At 44.4% G+C, this 16,692-nt stretch carries 13 protein-coding genes; 11 read left to right on the top strand and 2 right to left on the bottom strand.

The features are described 5' to 3' along the window. Positions 1–131 precede the first annotated feature (131 nt). Both WJ238_RS06820 and WJ238_RS06815 read left to right on the top strand, forming a co-directional pair. Complete coding sequence (locus tag WJ238_RS06820; protein ID WP_316265328.1) at positions 132–812, top strand: ABC transporter ATP-binding protein; 681 nt, start codon at positions 132–134, stop codon at positions 810–812. 5 nt (positions 813–817) lie between these two features. Next, positions 818–3,016, top strand: a complete 2,199-nt coding sequence (locus WJ238_RS06815; protein WP_316269435.1) for an ABC transporter permease — start codon at positions 818–820, stop codon at positions 3,014–3,016. A gap of 172 nt (positions 3,017–3,188) precedes the next feature. On the opposite strand, the gene WJ238_RS06805 is transcribed toward WJ238_RS06815, so the two are convergent. Beyond that, entirely contained in the window at positions 3,189–3,446 is a 258-nt protein-coding gene (locus WJ238_RS06805; protein WP_316269434.1) for an AbrB/MazE/SpoVT family DNA-binding domain-containing protein, read from the bottom strand. 273 nt (positions 3,447–3,719) lie between these two features. On the opposite strand from WJ238_RS06805, the gene WJ238_RS06800 reads away from it, so the two are divergent. The 7 genes from WJ238_RS06800 (at position 3,720) to WJ238_RS06770 (ending at position 11,622) form a co-directional block, all read left to right on the top strand. Continuing rightward, positions 3,720–4,514, top strand: a complete 795-nt coding sequence (locus WJ238_RS06800) for an HAD-IIB family hydrolase (RefSeq protein ID WP_230105389.1) — start codon at positions 3,720–3,722, stop codon at positions 4,512–4,514. 125 nt (positions 4,515–4,639) lie between these two features. Next, positions 4,640–5,806, top strand: a complete 1,167-nt coding sequence (locus WJ238_RS06795) for a galactokinase (protein ID WP_316269433.1) — start codon at positions 4,640–4,642, stop codon at positions 5,804–5,806. 33 nt (positions 5,807–5,839) lie between these two features. Continuing rightward, positions 5,840–7,330 carry a UDP-glucose--hexose-1-phosphate uridylyltransferase gene (galT, locus tag WJ238_RS06790; protein WP_337606498.1) on the top strand — a complete coding sequence of 497 codons (1,491 nt, stop codon included), beginning with the start codon at positions 5,840–5,842 and terminating at the stop codon, positions 7,328–7,330. A gap of 95 nt (positions 7,331–7,425) precedes the next feature. Next, positions 7,426–8,481 carry a glycosyltransferase family 2 protein gene (locus WJ238_RS06785; RefSeq protein WP_337606497.1) on the top strand — a complete coding sequence of 352 codons (1,056 nt, stop codon included), beginning with the start codon at positions 7,426–7,428 and terminating at the stop codon, positions 8,479–8,481. Next, positions 8,366–10,900: a YfhO family protein gene (locus tag WJ238_RS06780; protein WP_337606495.1), complete on the top strand. Its 2,535-nt coding sequence runs from the start codon at positions 8,366–8,368 to the stop codon at positions 10,898–10,900. Before WJ238_RS06785 ends, WJ238_RS06780 begins: the two co-directional genes overlap by 116 nt. A 150-nt stretch (positions 10,901–11,050) precedes the next feature. Then, a complete protein-coding gene (locus WJ238_RS06775) occupies positions 11,051–11,383 on the top strand; it encodes a helix-turn-helix domain-containing protein (protein ID WP_230105394.1) in 333 nt (110 codons plus the stop codon). A 23-nt stretch (positions 11,384–11,406) separates the two neighbouring features. Beyond that, on the top strand, positions 11,407–11,622 hold the full coding sequence (locus WJ238_RS06770; protein ID WP_230105395.1) for a helix-turn-helix domain-containing protein: 216 nt from the start codon (positions 11,407–11,409) through the stop codon (positions 11,620–11,622). A 12-nt stretch (positions 11,623–11,634) separates the two neighbouring features. Here the strand turns inward: WJ238_RS06770 and WJ238_RS06765 are convergent, their stop codons facing one another. Next, a complete protein-coding gene (locus WJ238_RS06765; protein ID WP_316269427.1) occupies positions 11,635–12,138 on the bottom strand; it encodes a GNAT family N-acetyltransferase in 504 nt (167 codons plus the stop codon). Between the two features lie 131 nt (positions 12,139–12,269). On the opposite strand from WJ238_RS06765, the gene WJ238_RS06760 reads away from it, so the two are divergent. Both WJ238_RS06760 and WJ238_RS06755 read left to right on the top strand, forming a co-directional pair. After that, entirely contained in the window at positions 12,270–12,974 is a 705-nt protein-coding gene (locus tag WJ238_RS06760) for an ABC transporter ATP-binding protein (protein WP_316269426.1), read from the top strand. A gap of 46 nt (positions 12,975–13,020) precedes the next feature. Then, complete coding sequence (locus WJ238_RS06755; RefSeq protein WP_337606492.1) at positions 13,021–16,632, top strand: FtsX-like permease family protein; 3,612 nt, start codon at positions 13,021–13,023, stop codon at positions 16,630–16,632. Positions 16,633–16,692 lie beyond the last annotated feature (60 nt).

Here is a 16,692-nt window from a genome sequence, read left to right as displayed (position 1 = left end):
GCTGTACAGTCACTGAAATGTCACTTTACTTTGCTATACTGTACGCAAGATAAACTGCAGTACAGAAACACCCTGCGGGTATACCTTGATGCCGTGGAACGCACGGCAAACAGTGGAAAGGAGAAAGCGACGTGGAAATACTAAAGTGTGAAAATTTACGAAAGGTATATGGCGCTGGAAATAATCAGGTCGTGGCTCTGGATCATATTGACATTTCCATCCAAAAAGGAGAATTTGTGGCAATCGTGGGTGCGTCTGGCTCAGGGAAATCTACCTTGCTGCATATTTTAGGCAGTGTGGATAAGCCCACAGAGGGAAAAGTAGTGATAGAAGGAACAGATATATCCAAGATGAACCGAACACAGGCAGCGATTTTCAGGCGTAGAAAAGTGGGGCTGGTCTATCAGTTTTATAATTTGATTCCAACGCTTACCGTCCGAAAAAATATCCTTATGCCGCTCATGTTAGATAAACGGAAACCCAACCAGGAATATTTTGACCAGATTGTCCGTTCGCTAGGTATTGAAGATAAGCTGGATTTTCTTCCCAACCAATTATCGGGCGGGCAGCAACAGCGCGCGGCCATTGCCCGTTCTTTGATCTATCGCCCTGCCCTCTTACTTGCTGATGAGCCAACAGGGAACCTTGATCGGAAAAACGGAGAAGAAATTATTGATCTATTGAAATTGTCAAACCGCAACCTGAACCAGACTATTCTGTTGATTACCCATGACGAAAAGGTTGCTTTAGAAGCAGATCGCATTATAACCATAGAGGATGGGAAAATCATCAGCGATCAGAAAGGTCGGTGAAGGATATGTGGAAAGACTATTCAATCGGATTTATAAAAAAGAATCGTGCCTCCAGCTTATCCGTCCTTGTTGCCGCGTTTATTTCGGCTTTGTTTCTGTCTTTGCTGTGTGGCTTGTTCTACAATTTCTGGAATTACGAGATAGAATCCATTGTCCTGGAAGAAGGAAACTGGCAAGGTCGTATTACAGGAACATTTAAAGAAAATGCGGTATTCGACATTGAACACTTTGCCAATGTGAAAACCGCTGCTGTCAATGAAGAATTATCGGATGGGCAAACCCTTGTAATTGATATTTGCTTTTACAACATGAGGACAGTATATCAGGATATGCCCTTGATTGCTCAGAAACTGGGAGTCCCTGACAGTTCCGTGGCGTATCATGAATCGCTGTTGTCAACATATTTTATCCATGATCCACAGGATGCCAGCCCTCCCTTATTGCTGGCCTTTTATTTGGCTGTGCTTCTGCTTGTATCGGTATCTTTGGTTTTGATTATTCATAACTCCTTTGCCGTATCCATGAACGCCCGTGTTCATCAATTTGGTATTTTTTCCAGTATAGGGGCAACGCCGGGACAAATTCGTACCTGCCTTTTGCAGGAGGTGGCTGTTCTCTGTGCCATCCCAATTTTGCTCGGAAGTTTTATCGGGATTGCCTTGACTTTCGGAACTATACAGATTGTAAATGTCCTTGCGGATGGCATTGTGGGCAGGCATGATGCGGTATTTACTTATCATCCTCTCGTATTTGTCATCACAATCCTGGTATCTGTTCTGACAGTGTTGATTTCCGCATGGCTGCCAGCCAGAAAACTAAGCAAGCTGACTCCGCTGGAAGCTATTAAAAATATAGACGAGTTGCAGCTAAAACGTAGGAAAAAGTCTCGTATCCTTGCACGGCTGTTTGGAGTAGAAGGCGAATTGGCCGGCAATGCGCTGAAGGCGCAGAAGAAAGCCTTAAGAACCTCTACGTTGTCCTTAACCCTTTCCTTCCTGGGCTTTACACTCATGCTGTGCTTCTTTACTCTTTCAGGAATCAGCACGAACCATACGTATTTTGAACGATATCAGGACGCTTGGGATGTCATGGCAACCGTAAAAGACACTCCGATAGAGGATTTTACTTACGAAGATGAAATCCATGCGCTGGATGGTACAGACAGCGTGATTTATCAAAAGGCGGAGGCTTATAGTTCTGTTCCCACGGAGGCCATCAGCAAGAAAGTGGAAAGTCTGGGAGGGATAGAGGAGTTGGCCGGAAACTCTGTCAGTGCTGCCGATGACACCTATACTATCCAGGTCCCTATTGTCATTATGGATGACAGCAGCTTTGCTGCATACTGTGAGCAGATCGGCGTTTCTCCGTCAGGGACAGGGAGTGTGATTCTGAACCGTATCTGGGACAGCGTAAACAGCAATTTTAGGTACAAAGAATATGTTCCGTTTTTAACTGAGGAACAGGACACCATCATCTTACAAAATTGTGATGACGCGGCAACTGCTGTCACAGCCCCTGTTTTGGGCTATACACAGGAACCGCCGGTTTTAAGAGAAGAATACGATAACTATGTGTTGGCTCAGTTCCTTTCAGTTTCATCGTGGAAACAGATCAAAGAAGTGATTGGGAATGCAGAGCAAGACACATATATCCGCGTACTGGACACGAAAGATAGAACCTTAACTGAATTGAATGAGATAGAAACGGAATTGACAAATATCCTGGAGCATGAATTTATGTTTGAGATAGAAAACCGTGTTCAGGAAAAAATAGACAATGACACGATGCTAAATGGCTATAAGCTGATTATTGGGGCATTGTGTGCATTACTTGCTCTGATTGGAATTGCCAATGTCTTTTCCAACACGTTGGGGTTTATCCGGCAACGGAAAAGAGAGTTTGCGAGGTATATGTCTATCGGTATGACGCCGGAAGGTATGCGTAAAATATTTCAAATTGAGGCCCTTGTTATTGCAGGACGTCCTGTCCTGATTACGTTGCCGGTCACTGTATTGTTTGTCTGGTTTATGATAACGGCAAGTTATCTGAATCCAATGGAGTTTTTGTCAGTGGTTCCGATTGTTCCTATCATAATTTTTATCGCGGCGATTTTTGGCTTTGTTACACTGGCATATTATATAGGGAGCAAAAAAATTCTGAAATGCAATTTGGCAGAAGCACTACAAAGTGATTATATGGGATAAATACGCACAAATATTAGCCTTCCGTCCGAGGATATTCCGCAGCTCCGCAATATTGCGATCGCACAAGACGATTTCGTGATTGTCTGCGATGTAAAGCAAAGCCCGCGCGGGTTTGGAACGGGGAAAAACCAATGCGGAAAACAAAATGTTTGTATCTATCAATATCCGCATTTTACCCTTCCTTTCCGTAACGTGCTTTGTCTACAAGCGCTTGAATATCATCTTCATTGGATACACCTATCGCTTCGGCGGCTCTGGTAAAGGCCGCTTGCGCTTTGCGGATAGCCGCAGCGGAGGCGTTGCTGACAACGATCTCTCCATTTTGATTTTGGAGGAACAGAATTTTATCGCCGGATTTTAGACCAAGTTGCCGTCTGATTTCTACCGGCACAGTGATTTGACCGTTTGCAGAGATTTTTGCCAAATTCATATAATTCACCCTTTCTATTCTTTAGAACTCAAGTTTTCTTTATCTTTGCTTATATTATATCCAATGTACCGGGGAAAGTAAACTTGTGTAGTTAAAAAAGGTTTTTCATTTGCAGCATTATAAACAATATTATTGCATGTCTCCTTTGCTTCACTCTTTTGAACAGTTGTCAATATAAGGCTCTCATGGTACACTTGTGAAAACGGAGAAGTTTTATCTGTGGACCGCCGGATATGATATGTGGAAATGGGAGAAAGGAACTGAAAAGGCAAGATGAAAAGAGCAGCATTGTTTTTTGATATAGATGGAACTCTGTTGAGTGAAGTGACGCACCAGATCCCGGAGAGTGCAGTACACGCACTGGAGGAGGCAAAGAAAAAGGGGCATTTGATCTTTGTTAATACCGGGCGCACGATCTGCAGTATTCCGGAAGAACTGAAGAGACTTCCGGTGCACGGATTTTTATGCGGATGCGGGATTTATGGAGAATTTGAAGAGGAGATTTTCTTTGAAAAGCACCTGGATGGAAAGGCTGCGGATGCGATTGTGAAAAAAGCGCAGGAATGCAGGGTAGACGCTTTGTATGAAGGAAAGGACGATGTGTATTTTTCTTCACGTATCTCCCGCTTTGACAGCCTGGAAAATACAAGGAAATATATGAATAACAGAGGACTTGGTCTGGAACGCTGTATTGAGCAGGGCGGCTGCGCTTACGATAAGCTTTTTGCCTATGAGGATGAGCACAGCAACAGCAGAGAGTTCTTTGATTTTCTGTCAGATTATCTGGAAATCCTGGACCGGGGGAATCACACTTATGAATGTATTATGAAAGGGTATTCCAAAGCAACGATCATGGAAGTGGTCTTAAAAAAATTCGGAATCGGCAGGGAAGATTCCTATGCATTCGGAGACAGCAGCAATGATCTGGCTATGTTCCGGTACGCAGGACATGGAATTGCCATGGGTGTTCATGATCCGGTTCTTGATCCCTATGCAGAATACATTGCGCCTGCAGTGGAAGAGGAGGCTATCTGGCAGTCAATGAAACATTATGGGCTGATTCTGTAAAAACGCAATATTTTTATAGTTTTGACCATGATGTTTATAGTATTTCCGGCGGGAAAAATTTATAATGGTAGCAACGTAAAAGCAAGGGTATTGTGGGCCAAGCAATGAGAGAGGTGTGTGAAAAAATGAAAGAGAAATTATACAGTGCATTTATCGGGAAATATGGAGACGGCGGAGACATCCGCATGTATTTTGCACCCGGACGTGTCAATCTGATTGGAGAGCATACGGATTACAATGGAGGTCATGTATTTCCATGTGCCCTGACACTGGGAACCTATGGAGTGGCAAGAAAGAGACAGGACAGTAAACTGCGGTTTTATTCCATGAATTTTGAGAGCATAGGGATTGTGGAGTCAGACTTAAATGATCTGGTACCTGACAAAAAAGCAGGATGGACCAATTATCCAAAAGGAGTTTTGTGGGCTTTTAAGGAAAGAGGATACCAGATGGACTGCGGGATGGATGTGTTGATCTACGGAGATATTCCAAACGGTTCAGGACTTTCTTCTTCTGCATCTTTGGAGGTGCTGACAGGGGTAATGCTGAAGGATCTGTATGGATTTGAGGTTTCCCTTCCGGACATTGCGCTGATCGGACAGTATTCCGAAAACAATTTCAATGGATGCAACTGCGGAATCATGGATCAGTTCGCAAGTGCAATGGGAAAGAAAGACCATGCGATCTTTCTTGATACCAACACACTGGAATATGAATATGCTCCGGTGAAACTGGAAGACGCCAAGATCGTGATCACTAACAGCAAGGTAAAGCACAGCCTGGTAGACTCCGCGTATAACGACAGGAGAAATGAGTGCGAGAGGGCTTTAAAAGAGCTGAAAGAGGTGACAGACATTCAGGCTCTGGGTGATCTGACAGAGGAAGAATTTGAAAAATATAAGGAAGCGATCAAAGAAGATGTGTGCCGCCGGAGAGCGAAACATGCGGTATACGAAAATCAGCGTACCATTCATGCAGAAGCAGCTTTGAAAGCAGGAAATGTAGAGCAGTTTGGAAAATATATGAATGAATCTCATATTTCTTTAAGAGATGATTACGAAGTCTCATGCGAGGAGATCGATGTGCTGGTAGAGCTGGCATGGAAGATACCGGGAGTGATCGGATCCCGTATTACCGGAGGCGGATTCGGCGGATGTACAGTCAGCATTGTGAAAAATGAGGCAGTGGATACTTTTATCGAAGAAGTGCAGAAAGGCTATCAGGAAAAATGCCATAAGAAAGCAGAAATTTACGTGGTAGATATCGGAGATGGCGCACACCGCCTGTCATAGGGAAGAGGCAGAGCAATTTAGGAGGAAAGAGTTATGCTTTATGAGAATATAAAAAAATTAGTAGAATATGGAATAAAGACCGGACTGACTCCGGAATGTGAGAGAGTTTACACAACAAATCTGCTTCTTGATCTTTTTGGGGAGAACAATTATGAAGATGTGGAAACAGATATGGAAAACCTGGATCTGGAAGAAATCTTAGCAGGGCTTCTTGAGGAAGCGAAAGAAAGAGGACTTGTAGAAGACAGCGTTGTTTTCCGGGATCTGTTTGACACGAAGCTTATGAACTGCCTGCTTCCAAGACCGGCACAGGTACAGCAGGAATTTTGGAAGGAATATGAAAAGTCACCGGAGGCTGCGACAGAATTTTTCTACAAATTCAGTCAGGACAGTGATTATATACGGAGATACCGGGTTAAAAAGGATATGAAGTGGAAAGTGGATTCCCCTTATGGAGAGATCGATATTACCATCAATCTGTCCAAGCCGGAGAAAGATCCAAAGGCAATTGCGGCAGCAGGGGCAGCAAAGGCAGTCAGCTATCCGAAATGTCAGCTCTGTATGGAAAATGAAGGATATGCAGGACGCGCGGATCATCCGGCAAGGGAGACACACCGCATCATTCCTCTGACTATCAACGGAACCCGCTGGGGATTTCAGTATTCTCCTTATGTATATTATAATGAGCACTGTATCGTATTTAACGGTCAGCATGTGCCGATGAAGATAGACAGGGATGCGTTTGTCAAACTGTTTGACTTTGTAAAACAGTTTCCTCATTATTTCCTCGGATCGAATGCGGATCTGCCGATCGTTGGAGGTTCCATTTTAAGCCACGACCATTTCCAGGGCGGTAACTATACTTTCGCAATGGCAAAGGCACCTATTGAAATACCGGTTTACATACCGGGATATGAGGATGTGGAGGCCGGGATTGTGAAATGGCCTCTTTCCGTACTTCGTATCCGCAGTAAATATGAGAAACGCCTGATCGACCTGGCGGATCATGTGCTTCAGGCATGGAGAAATTATACGGATGATGGAGCCTTTATCTATGCGCATACAGAGGGGACTCCTCACAATACGATCACTCCGATTGCAAGAAAACATGGGGAGATGTTCGAGCTGGATCTGACATTGAGGAACAATATTACCACAGAGGAGCATCCTCTCGGCGTATATCATCCTCATGCACAGTACCATAATATCAAGAAAGAAAATATCGGTCTTATTGAGGTAATGGGACTTGCGGTCCTTCCGTCCAGACTGAAGGAAGAGTTGGAGATTCTGGCAGAGTATATTGCAGAAGGAAAAGAAATCCAGAGCAATGAGAAGATTGAAAAACATGCTAATTGGGTAAAATCCTTCCTTCCGAAATATGAAAATATTTCCAGAGACAATGTAATGGATATCCTGAAAGAGGAAGTTGGCATTGTATTTACTCATGTTCTGGAGGATGCGGGCGTCTACAAGTGCACAGAAGAAGGACGAAAGGCCTTCCTGAAATTTATAAACAGCTTATAAATAAATCTTTAAAAATTTTTAAGACTTCTTTTCATTAATTATCACAAATTAAGTGTACACTTAATAACAGATATTCATGGAAAGGAGTCTTTTTTATGCGTGAGGAAAACAAACCTTTAATCAGCATCGTTGTTCCCTGCTTTAACGAAGAAGAGGTGCTTCCTGTTTATATAGAAGAAATGGGAAAGATCATAGATAAAATGCAGAGGGCTGAAGTAGAGCTTATTTTTGTGGACGACGGCTCTACTGACAGGACGCTTTCGCTGCTTATGGAATTTCACAAAAGAAATGAAAAATGGCGCTACCTGTCCTTTTCCAGAAATTTCGGCAAAGAAGCGGCAATGTATGCAGGCTTTCAGGCGGCAAGGGGAGATTATGTGGCTGTGATGGATGCAGACTTGCAGGATCCGCCGGAATATATTCCCTTAATGTATCAGACTTTGAGAAAAGGGGAGTATGACTGTGTTGCCACCCGGAGAGAGGACAGAAAAGGTGAGAAAAAAATCCGTTCCTTTTTGTCGGCCTCTTTTTATAAATGTATCAATCGGATTTCAAAAGTAAAAATAGAAGAAGGAGCCAGAGATTTCCGTATGATGACAAGAAAGATGACGGATGCGGTCCTGGCTTTAAGCGAGTGCAACCGCTTCTCAAAAGGATTGTTCGGCTGGGTGGGATTTAAGACAAAGTGGCTGCCTTATCACAATGTGGAGAGAGCAGCCGGAGACACAAAGTGGTCTATTTTTAAGTTGTTTAAATATTCCCTGGATGGGATACTGGGCTTTTCCACTCTTCCTTTGTCAGCGGCGTCTTACGGCGGCATTCTGTTCTGCGGTATTGCGTTTTTTATGATCGTATTCCTTGTTATCAAGAATCTGTTCTGGCACGATCCGGTGGCAGGCTGGCCTGCCATGATGTGCGTGATCTTTCTGATCGGAGGCATACAGCTTCTGTGCCTGGGCATTATCGGTCAATATCTTGCCAGAGCCTATATGGAGATTAAACGCAGGCCAATTTATTTATTAAGGAGTTCCAGTGATGAAGAAGATCAGATGCAGGGACAAAAGGAAAATCTTATTTCCCTTGATACTTACAGCGATACCAATCATAGTATACCTTCTGAAAATAAGCGGCGGATACCTGGCAGGTTCTAAAGTAGACTGGCTTTCGCAGCACAGTGTATTTCCGGAATATTTCCGACAGAGATTTTACGAGACGGGAAATCTTTTTCCGGATTTTTCCATGGAGCTTGGCGGCGGACAGAATATTTACAATTTCGCTTACTACGGCCTTTATAACCCATTGTATCTTTTGTCCTACCTGCTGCCCTTTATTGAAATGACAGATTACCTTCAGATCCTGGCGGTCCTGGAACAGATTACAGACGGGATTTTGTGTTATGTCTGGCTGAAGGGGAATCAGTTTAAGGAAGAGGAAAGTTTTTTTGCTTCCATTGCAGTTGTTCTTGCGGGACCGGTTATTTATCATTCCTCCATGCAGTTTATGTTTGTCAGTTATCTGCCTTTTTTGTTTCTTGCACTGATTGGATATGACAGATACTGCCGTACCGGAAAGTATGCCTTTGTGACGCTGGGCGTATTGGGGATGGTGCTGAACAATTTTTATTTTGCCCTGGGAGGTGTAGCCGCTCTGGTTCTTTACGGACTGTGCGGATGGAAAAAGGAGTGGGCATCCTCCCCGGCAGTTTTGATAAAATCTTTGTGGCATCAGTTTTATCCGGCGTTTTTTGGGGGGCTTTTGTCCTTTTTTTATCTTGTCCCTACCTGCTGTGCCATGCTGGCAGGCAGGAGCGAAGGCAGCAGCGTATCCTGGAAGGAGCTTTTCCTGCCGGAGATCGAATTGGACAAGATTCTATACCATCCTTATGGAATGGGACTTACAGCGGCAGCGGTGATCGTGATCGCGATAAGTCTGTTTTACCGGAGAAGCCGGGAGAAATATATGGCAGTGTCACTTACCGTTCTGCTGCTGTTTCCGGTTTTTGACTGGATTTTGAACGGTACTCTCTATCTTAGAGAAAAGGCGTTTATTCCCTTCCTTCCACTGGTCAGTTATCTGACAGCATCTTTCCTTGTCCGGTTCAAAAAAGGAGTGATAGCGCCGAGAAAACTGGCGGCAGGATTCGGGGCGGCGGCAATTTTTCTTATTATAGGCGTACAATATGTCAGATCATCAAAATATGATACTTATGAAATATATGTGCTTTTGTCGGATATGATCCTGATGGGGGCGGCGCTGCTGGCAGGATGGAAAATCTGGAAAAGGGCTGTGTGTACCGGGATTCTTCTGACAATGTGCTGCAGCTGTTTTTTGCAGATTTCTCTGACGAAGAAAGAACTTGTGACAGAAGCGTGGATGGAAGAATATGAGAGCGATGACGTGACAGAAGCAGTGAAGAAGGTGCTGGAAAAAGAGGACGGGCTTTACCGGACAGAGACAAGAGGAACCGCAGAACAGAATAAGGCGGCGGACAATGATATCCTGGTCCCGGGACAGAATGTAACTTCCTGCTATTCGTCGGTGACAAATCCTGATTACAAGGCATTTCGGGAAGAAGAACTTCAGTTAAGCAGGCCCACAAGAAATCTTCTTATGCAGGAATTATCAAATAATCCGTTATTTTTGAAAATAATGGGAGTACGGTATCTGATCGTAAGAGAAGGGAGCGGTGCGGAGGCACCGGAGGGATATCAGCTGATCGATACCATAAACGGCACCTGCATTTATGAAAATGAAGATGTGCTTCCGGTGGGCTATGTAACAGACCAGGTTATATCAGAAGAGGACTTTCACAATCTTTCCTGGCAGGAAAAACAGATGGCGCTCCAAAACTGCGCTGTGGCAGGAGAGGGGTCAGAGGATACCGATGCAAAAGAAATGGCAGGAACTATGCGGGAAGCTGATCTGACAGGATTTCAGGACAGCTTTCACATACAGTCAGATAAGACAGAGAAAATTACCCTTCCCCTGACGGAAAGAGAAAAGAATGACAGCCTTCTTTTTATTTCTTTTGATGTAAAAAATAACCGCCGGTCTTCTGATGTTTCGGTTACAGTACAGGGTGAGAAAAATAAACTTACAGCGAAAAGCGCTGTTTATTATAATGGAAATACAACATTCTGTTACACCTGCAGTCTGACAGAGGAGACCGACAGTCTGGAAATTGAATTAGGCAAGGGAGATTATGAGATTTCTGATATCCGGGCATGGTATGCCAGCCCAAAAGAAGAGGATACGGCCTGGTGGAAAGATGCAGGATTACAGCTTCAAAAGGACGGAGACAGTCTGAAAGGGAGTTTTCATACAGAGAAAGACGGATGGCTGATCACATCCATTCCGTATGACGAAAATTTTGAAATACGCATAGACGGCAAAGAAACAACTGTTCAGAAAGTAAATGAAGGATTCACCGGAGCCAAAGTGACAGCCGGACAACATGAGATAGAGCTGATCTATCATACGCCGGGAAAAAGAGCAGGAGCGGCGGTGACAGCAGCGGCAGCCCTTCTGCCTTTGCTGGACAGATTGTTAAAACGTAAACGGGGGACGTAGCAAAGTTTAACTTTACTACGTCTCCCGTTAATTTTTAAACGAAAAAAATTTTACAATATTTAAACTATAAGCATAGCATTATCCTTACAGTGCATGTTAAAAATGAAGACTTTCCAATAAAATAAGAATACGACTGACGGAGGTAGTGCTATGGATTATGCAAAGCTTGGACAGCGGATCAAAGAAACGCGGAAGCAGCGGAATATGTCACAGCAGGAATTATCTTATGAGATAGAGTACTCTGTTCCCCATATCAGCCATGTGGAAAATGGCAGCAGGAAACTCAGCGTAGATTTTCTGGTTAAAACAGCCAATGCACTCCAGGTCACAACGGACTGTCTTTTATGTGACAGCCTGACAGAATCGGCGAAGATTTATCAGAGTGAGATCATGGAACAGTTGGAGAATTGCAACGGAAGGGAATTGAAGATCATTAACCGGATGATTGCTGATATGAAGTCAAATCTGAAAGAAAATCTGTAAGAGGGACAAAGGAACCAGTAAAAATGACAGAACCATATAAAATCGGAAACAGGATCCGTAAATTCAGAACAGAGCACGGTCTGAAACAAAAAGAGATGGCAGAAAAGATAGGTGTGGACCGTACTTCCCTGTCATCTTATGAAAATAATAAACGTGTTCCGGATATTTTTATGCTGTGCCGCATTGCTGATGTTTTTGAGATCAGCCTTGATCATCTGATCGGAAGAGAGGCACAGTAATTTATTTTTCATTTATCCTGTCACGGAATATTCCATAATATAGTCATCCATATAGAAACCGTTTCCAATGTCATTCTTTTCGGAGCGGATAGTATGAAAACCGAGATGGTCATATACTTTTAGTGTATGATCATTATGTTTGTTACAGGTGAGCCAAATCGAAGAAAGATTTCTTTTACGGCAGAGTTCTGTGAGAAAATGAAAGGCTTTTGTACTTAAATGTTTTCCGCGGAAATCTCTGTGCAGATAAAGCTTGCTTAAAAAGAGTCTGCCATCTTCCGGATGTACCCCGGTATAGCCTGCCAGCTGCCCGCCACACATGATCTGATAATATTCATACCCGTCGGCAATCTGCGCTTTAAGAGCCGGATAGGACTGAAATTTTTCTACCATATAATTCACCTGTGCTTCTCCGATAATATCTGTGAAATGTTCATGCCAGATTTCTTCGGCAAGAACCGCAACCCGGCGGATGTCTTCGTCACTTTGTGCTTTCACAAATTCTACTTTTTCCATTGTACCACTCCATTCTTAAAATCTTATAAACTTCCAATACAGAACATTACAATTTCTATTATAAGTGATATAATAACTGCATACAATGTAAAATTTCAGTTCGGGAGAACATTATCCACAGGAGGTACTTTATGCCTGAATTTGTCTCTTTGAAAGACGTAAAAAAAATATACCATATGGGAGAAGTAGATATTGCAGCAGCAGATGGGATCTCCTTCCAGATAAAAAAAGGCGAATTTGCAGTTGTAGTTGGACCAAGTGGTGCCGGAAAGACCACGGTGCTGAACATACTGGGCGGAATGGATACAGCCACCGGGGGCGAGGTGTGGATCGACGGAAATGATATTACAAAATACAGCGGAAAGGAACTGATCTCCTATAGAAGAGATGATATTGGATTTGTTTTTCAATTTTATAATCTGATCCCCAATCTTACCGCATTGGAAAATGTGGAGCTGGCGCTGCAGATCTGCAAAGACCCTTTGGATGCAAGAGAAGTGCTGCAGCATGTAGGCTTAGGAGAGCGGGTGGATAATTTTCCGGCGCAGCTTTCCGGAGGAGAGCAGCAGAGAGTTTCCATCGCCCGGGCGCTGGCTAAAAATCCCAAACTTTTGCTGTGCGATGAGCCTACAGGTGCTCTGGATTACAATACAGGAAAGGCGATTTTAAAATTACTGCAGGATACCTGCCGCCAAAGAGGAATGACAGTGATTCTTATCACGCATAATTCGGCAATTGCGCCTATGGCGGATCGCGTGATCAAGATTAAAAACGGAAAGACAAAAGAAATCGTGGAAAACCCCCATCCGGTTTCGGTAGAAACGATAGAATGGTAGGGATTGTATGAAGAAAAAAAGGAATATGTTACATAAGGACTTCTTCATGGAGATCAAAAAGTCCCGGGGCCGTTTTATTTCTATCTTTTTCATTGTAGCGCTGGGAGTTGCTTTCTATGCGGGAATCCGATCTTCCGAACCCAGTATGAGAGTTTCCGGTGATGCCTATTTTGACAAGGAACATCTGATGGACATTAAAGTCATGGGAACGATGGGGCTTACGGAAGATGATATTGAAGAAATAGAAAAGACGGAAGGCGTTGAGGCGGCAGAAGGAGCCTACAGTACGGATGTGCTCTGTTCCGTGGGAGATACGGAAAAGGTTGTCCATGTCATGTCCATACAGGAAAATTTTAATGATGTGCAGGTAGCGGAAGGGCAGCTCCCTCAAAAAGAGGGAGAGTGTCTTTTAGATGAGGACTTTGCAGCCAGCGAAGGGTACAAAGTGGGGGATACCATCACAGTTTCCTCCGGAAGCGACGACCCTCTTTCGGATACTCTCACAACAGATACTTATGAAATTGTGGGAATCGGAAACAGCCCTCTTTATATTTCCTTCGGGAGAGGCAGCAGTACGGTAGGAAACGGCGAAGTCAGTGGTTTTATTGCGGTGCCGGAAGAGAGTTTTTGTATGGATATCTACTCGGAGGCTTATGTCCGGGTGGAAGGAGCGGCCGATGAGACGGCATTTACCGACGAATATGAAACAGTTGTTTCTGAAACGGCAGACCGTCTGGAAGAAATTGCCGACGCCAGGTGCGAAGTGCGGCGACAGGATATTATGGATGAGGCCTACGAAGAAGTGGACGACGCACAGCAGACGGTAGACGAGGAATCAAAAACCCTTGTGGATGCACGGAAGGAACTGGAAGATTCTAAAAGCACGGCTGCAAAAGAGCTTGCAGACGCCAGAAAACAGTTGGAGGATTCCCAGGAGCTTCTCGAGCAGTCCAGGCAGCAGATTGCAGATGGGGAAGCCCAGCTTAAGTCAGGAAAGCAGGAACTGATTTCCCAACAGGCTTCGCTGGATGAAGGGAAACAACAATATGAAAGCGGTGCGGCACAGCTGGAGCAAAAAGAAAGCGAGCTGCAGAGCGCAAGGGCAGCTTATCTTGTAGAATACAATCAGAAAATGCCTCTGATCACCGGGGCGAAGCAGGAAATTGCCAGGCAAAAACAGGAGCTGGATGAGCAAAAAGAATTGCTGGAACAGGGAAAGGGCGAGATCAACTCATCTCTGGAACCGTTGAAGCAGCTGCAGGCTGCTCTTCAAACCTGCCAGGATAATATTGACCAGGTTACAGGACAGATGGAAGAAGGCGCGGTGCATTATGAAGAAATCCTGAAGATTCCGGAGGAGGAAAGGACACAGGAGGAGACAGAATTTCTGGAACAGTGGGATTCTGTAAAAGCCGGCCTGGAAGAAAGCCTTGCCGGATGGAATCAGCAAAAAGATGCTCTGACCGTACAGATGCAGGGACAGGGCATTGAAAGTGAAGAGGCTCTCAATACAATGATCGCGGCTCTGGAAAGTCAGCTTGCAGATCTTGAGAAGAAGGAACAGGAGCTGGCAGCGGGAGAGCAGCAGCTTCTTGAAAAGGAGCAGCAGCTGATATCCGGTGAACAGGCACTTATAGAAGCCGGGAACCAGATCCGGGATGGCGAGGCTCAGCTTAAGCAGGCAAGAGAGGAGCTGGATGCATCGAAAAGACAGATCGATGCCGGGCAGGCCCAGATTGATGCAGCGTGGGAGATGCTAAACGGTCAGGAAAAAACTCTTCAGTCAGGGAAAAACGAACTGGCATCCGGTGAAAAAGAAATTCAGGACGGATGGTCCGAATATGAGAAGGCGGCAGCTGAGGCAGCGCAGCAGATCGCAGACGGAGAAGCAAAGATTGCGGACGGTGAGAGACAGCTTGAGGAGGCAAAGCAGGAAATCGCCGATGCCAGAGCAGAAATAGAAAAGATCGAAAACCCTGAATGGTATGTGCAGGACAGGAGCAGCGCACTGGCGGAGTATGACGGATACGGGGACAACGCCGACAGGATGAGAGCTATCGGGCAGGTATTTCCGGCTGTATTTTTTCTGGTAGCTGCGCTTATCAGTCTTACTGCTATGACGAGAATGGTGGAGGAGCAGAGAATCCAGATCGGGACACTGAAAGCTCTTGGATACAGCAAATTGGCCATTGCGGGGAAATATATTACATATGCCCTGACAGCTACTCTGGGCGGCAGTATTGTCGGTGTACTTTTGGGAGAAAAGATCTTTCCGTGGATCATCATATATGCTTATAAGATCATGTATCAGCATATTCCCGATATCCTTGTGCCCTATCACATGAGCTATGCATTGCAGGCAACTTTGATCGCTGTGCTCTGTACTCTTGCGGCAACACTTATGGCCTGTTATAAAGAACTGGCAAGTGTTCCGGCCCAGCTGATGCGTCCTCCGGCGCCAAAACAGGGTCAGAGGATTCTTCTGGAGAGAGTGGGACTGATCTGGCGGCATTTGAATTTTACGTGGAAATCTTCTATACGAAATCTGGTCCGCTATAAAAAACGGTTTTTTATGACAGTGTTTGGTATAGGAGGCTGCATGGCTCTGATGGTAGTGGGCTTTGGGCTGAAGGACAGCATTTTTGAGGTCCCGGATCTGCAATATCAGGAGATTCAGCATTATGATGCCGCAGTTTACTATGATGATGGGTTATCTGCAGAGGAAAAAGATGAGATCGTAAATGCGGTAAAGGACGAAAAGGCTGTAGACGGAGAACTCCAGGTCCGGATGCAGAATCTGGAGGTGAAATCAGACAGTGAAACTCTGGATGTCTATCTTACAGTACCGGAAAGTACAGAACATATTGAGGATTTCCTTACATTCCGAAGCAGAACCTCATCAGAATCCTATACGCTGGAAGACGAGGGAGCTATCCTGACAGAAAAAGCGGCGGAAGCCCTTGGCGTGGAAATCGGAGATACCGTGAAGCTGGAAGATAACGGTCTTGGTGAAAAGGAAGTGACGGTAGAGGCTATCAGTGAAAATTATATAGGACATTACATTTATCTGTCACCGGAATATTATGAGGAGCTATTTGGAGCACAGGCAAAATATAATGGAGTCCTTGTGAAACTGAAGGATGGAAAAGAAGATCAGGCGGAACAGATCGGAAGCCGTCTTCTGGACAATGAAAATGTGCTGAATATCAGTTACACTACCAGTATAGAAGGCAGGCTGGATGATATGCTTCAAAGTTTAAATCTGGTCATTGTTGTACTGATCATATCGGCCGGAATGCTGGCTTTTGTAGTACTTTATAATCTGAATACCATTAATATTACAGAAAGAAAACGGGAACTTGCAACCATCAAAGTACTGGGATTTTATGACATAGAGGTGGCTTCCTATGTATACCGGGAGAATATTCTTCTCACATTGATAGGAGCCCTTGCGGGAATGGGGCTTGGACGGCTTCTGCTTCAGTTTATTATTGTCACTGTGGAGGTAGACGAGATCATGTTCGGCAGAGTGATCCATTTCCCGAGTTATCTGTACAGCCTTCTCTTTACATGGGGATTTTCCATGTTCGTAAACTGGGTAATGTATTTTAAACTGAAGCGCATTGATATGGTAGAATCCTTAAAGAGCGTGGAATAAATTTATGAAATTTTTATATTTTTAAGGGAATTATTAGCACTCTTACTAAAAGAGTGCTAA

Source organism: Claveliimonas sp. (assembly GCF_037273965.1).
Taxonomy (GTDB): Bacteria; Bacillota; Clostridia; order Lachnospirales; family Lachnospiraceae; genus Claveliimonas; species Claveliimonas bilis.
Note: the sequence above shows the minus strand (reverse complement) of the source record. Positions and strands in the feature narration are given on the sequence as shown.

Excerpts from the sequence above, each read along its gene's own strand:
- WJ238_RS06815 (WP_316269435.1), top strand. The coding sequence starts at position 818 with ATGTGGAAAGACTATTCAATCGGATTTATAAAAAAGAATCGTGCCTCC.
- WJ238_RS06805 (WP_316269434.1), bottom strand. The coding sequence starts at position 3,446 with ATGAATTTGGCAAAAATCTCTGCAAACGGTCAAATCACTGTGCCGGTA.
- WJ238_RS06800 (WP_230105389.1), top strand. The coding sequence starts at position 3,720 with ATGAAAAGAGCAGCATTGTTTTTTGATATAGATGGAACTCTGTTGAGT.
- WJ238_RS06795 (WP_316269433.1), top strand. The coding sequence starts at position 4,640 with ATGAAAGAGAAATTATACAGTGCATTTATCGGGAAATATGGAGACGGC.
- galT (WP_337606498.1), top strand. The coding sequence starts at position 5,840 with ATGCTTTATGAGAATATAAAAAAATTAGTAGAATATGGAATAAAGACC.
- WJ238_RS06785 (WP_337606497.1), top strand. The coding sequence starts at position 7,426 with ATGCGTGAGGAAAACAAACCTTTAATCAGCATCGTTGTTCCCTGCTTT.
- WJ238_RS06780 (WP_337606495.1), top strand. The coding sequence starts at position 8,366 with ATGAAGAAGATCAGATGCAGGGACAAAAGGAAAATCTTATTTCCCTTG.
- WJ238_RS06775 (WP_230105394.1), top strand. The coding sequence starts at position 11,051 with ATGGATTATGCAAAGCTTGGACAGCGGATCAAAGAAACGCGGAAGCAG.
- WJ238_RS06770 (WP_230105395.1), top strand. The coding sequence starts at position 11,407 with ATGACAGAACCATATAAAATCGGAAACAGGATCCGTAAATTCAGAACA.
- WJ238_RS06765 (WP_316269427.1), bottom strand. The coding sequence starts at position 12,138 with ATGGAAAAAGTAGAATTTGTGAAAGCACAAAGTGACGAAGACATCCGC.
- WJ238_RS06760 (WP_316269426.1), top strand. The coding sequence starts at position 12,270 with ATGCCTGAATTTGTCTCTTTGAAAGACGTAAAAAAAATATACCATATG.
- WJ238_RS06755 (WP_337606492.1), top strand. The coding sequence starts at position 13,021 with ATGGAGATCAAAAAGTCCCGGGGCCGTTTTATTTCTATCTTTTTCATT.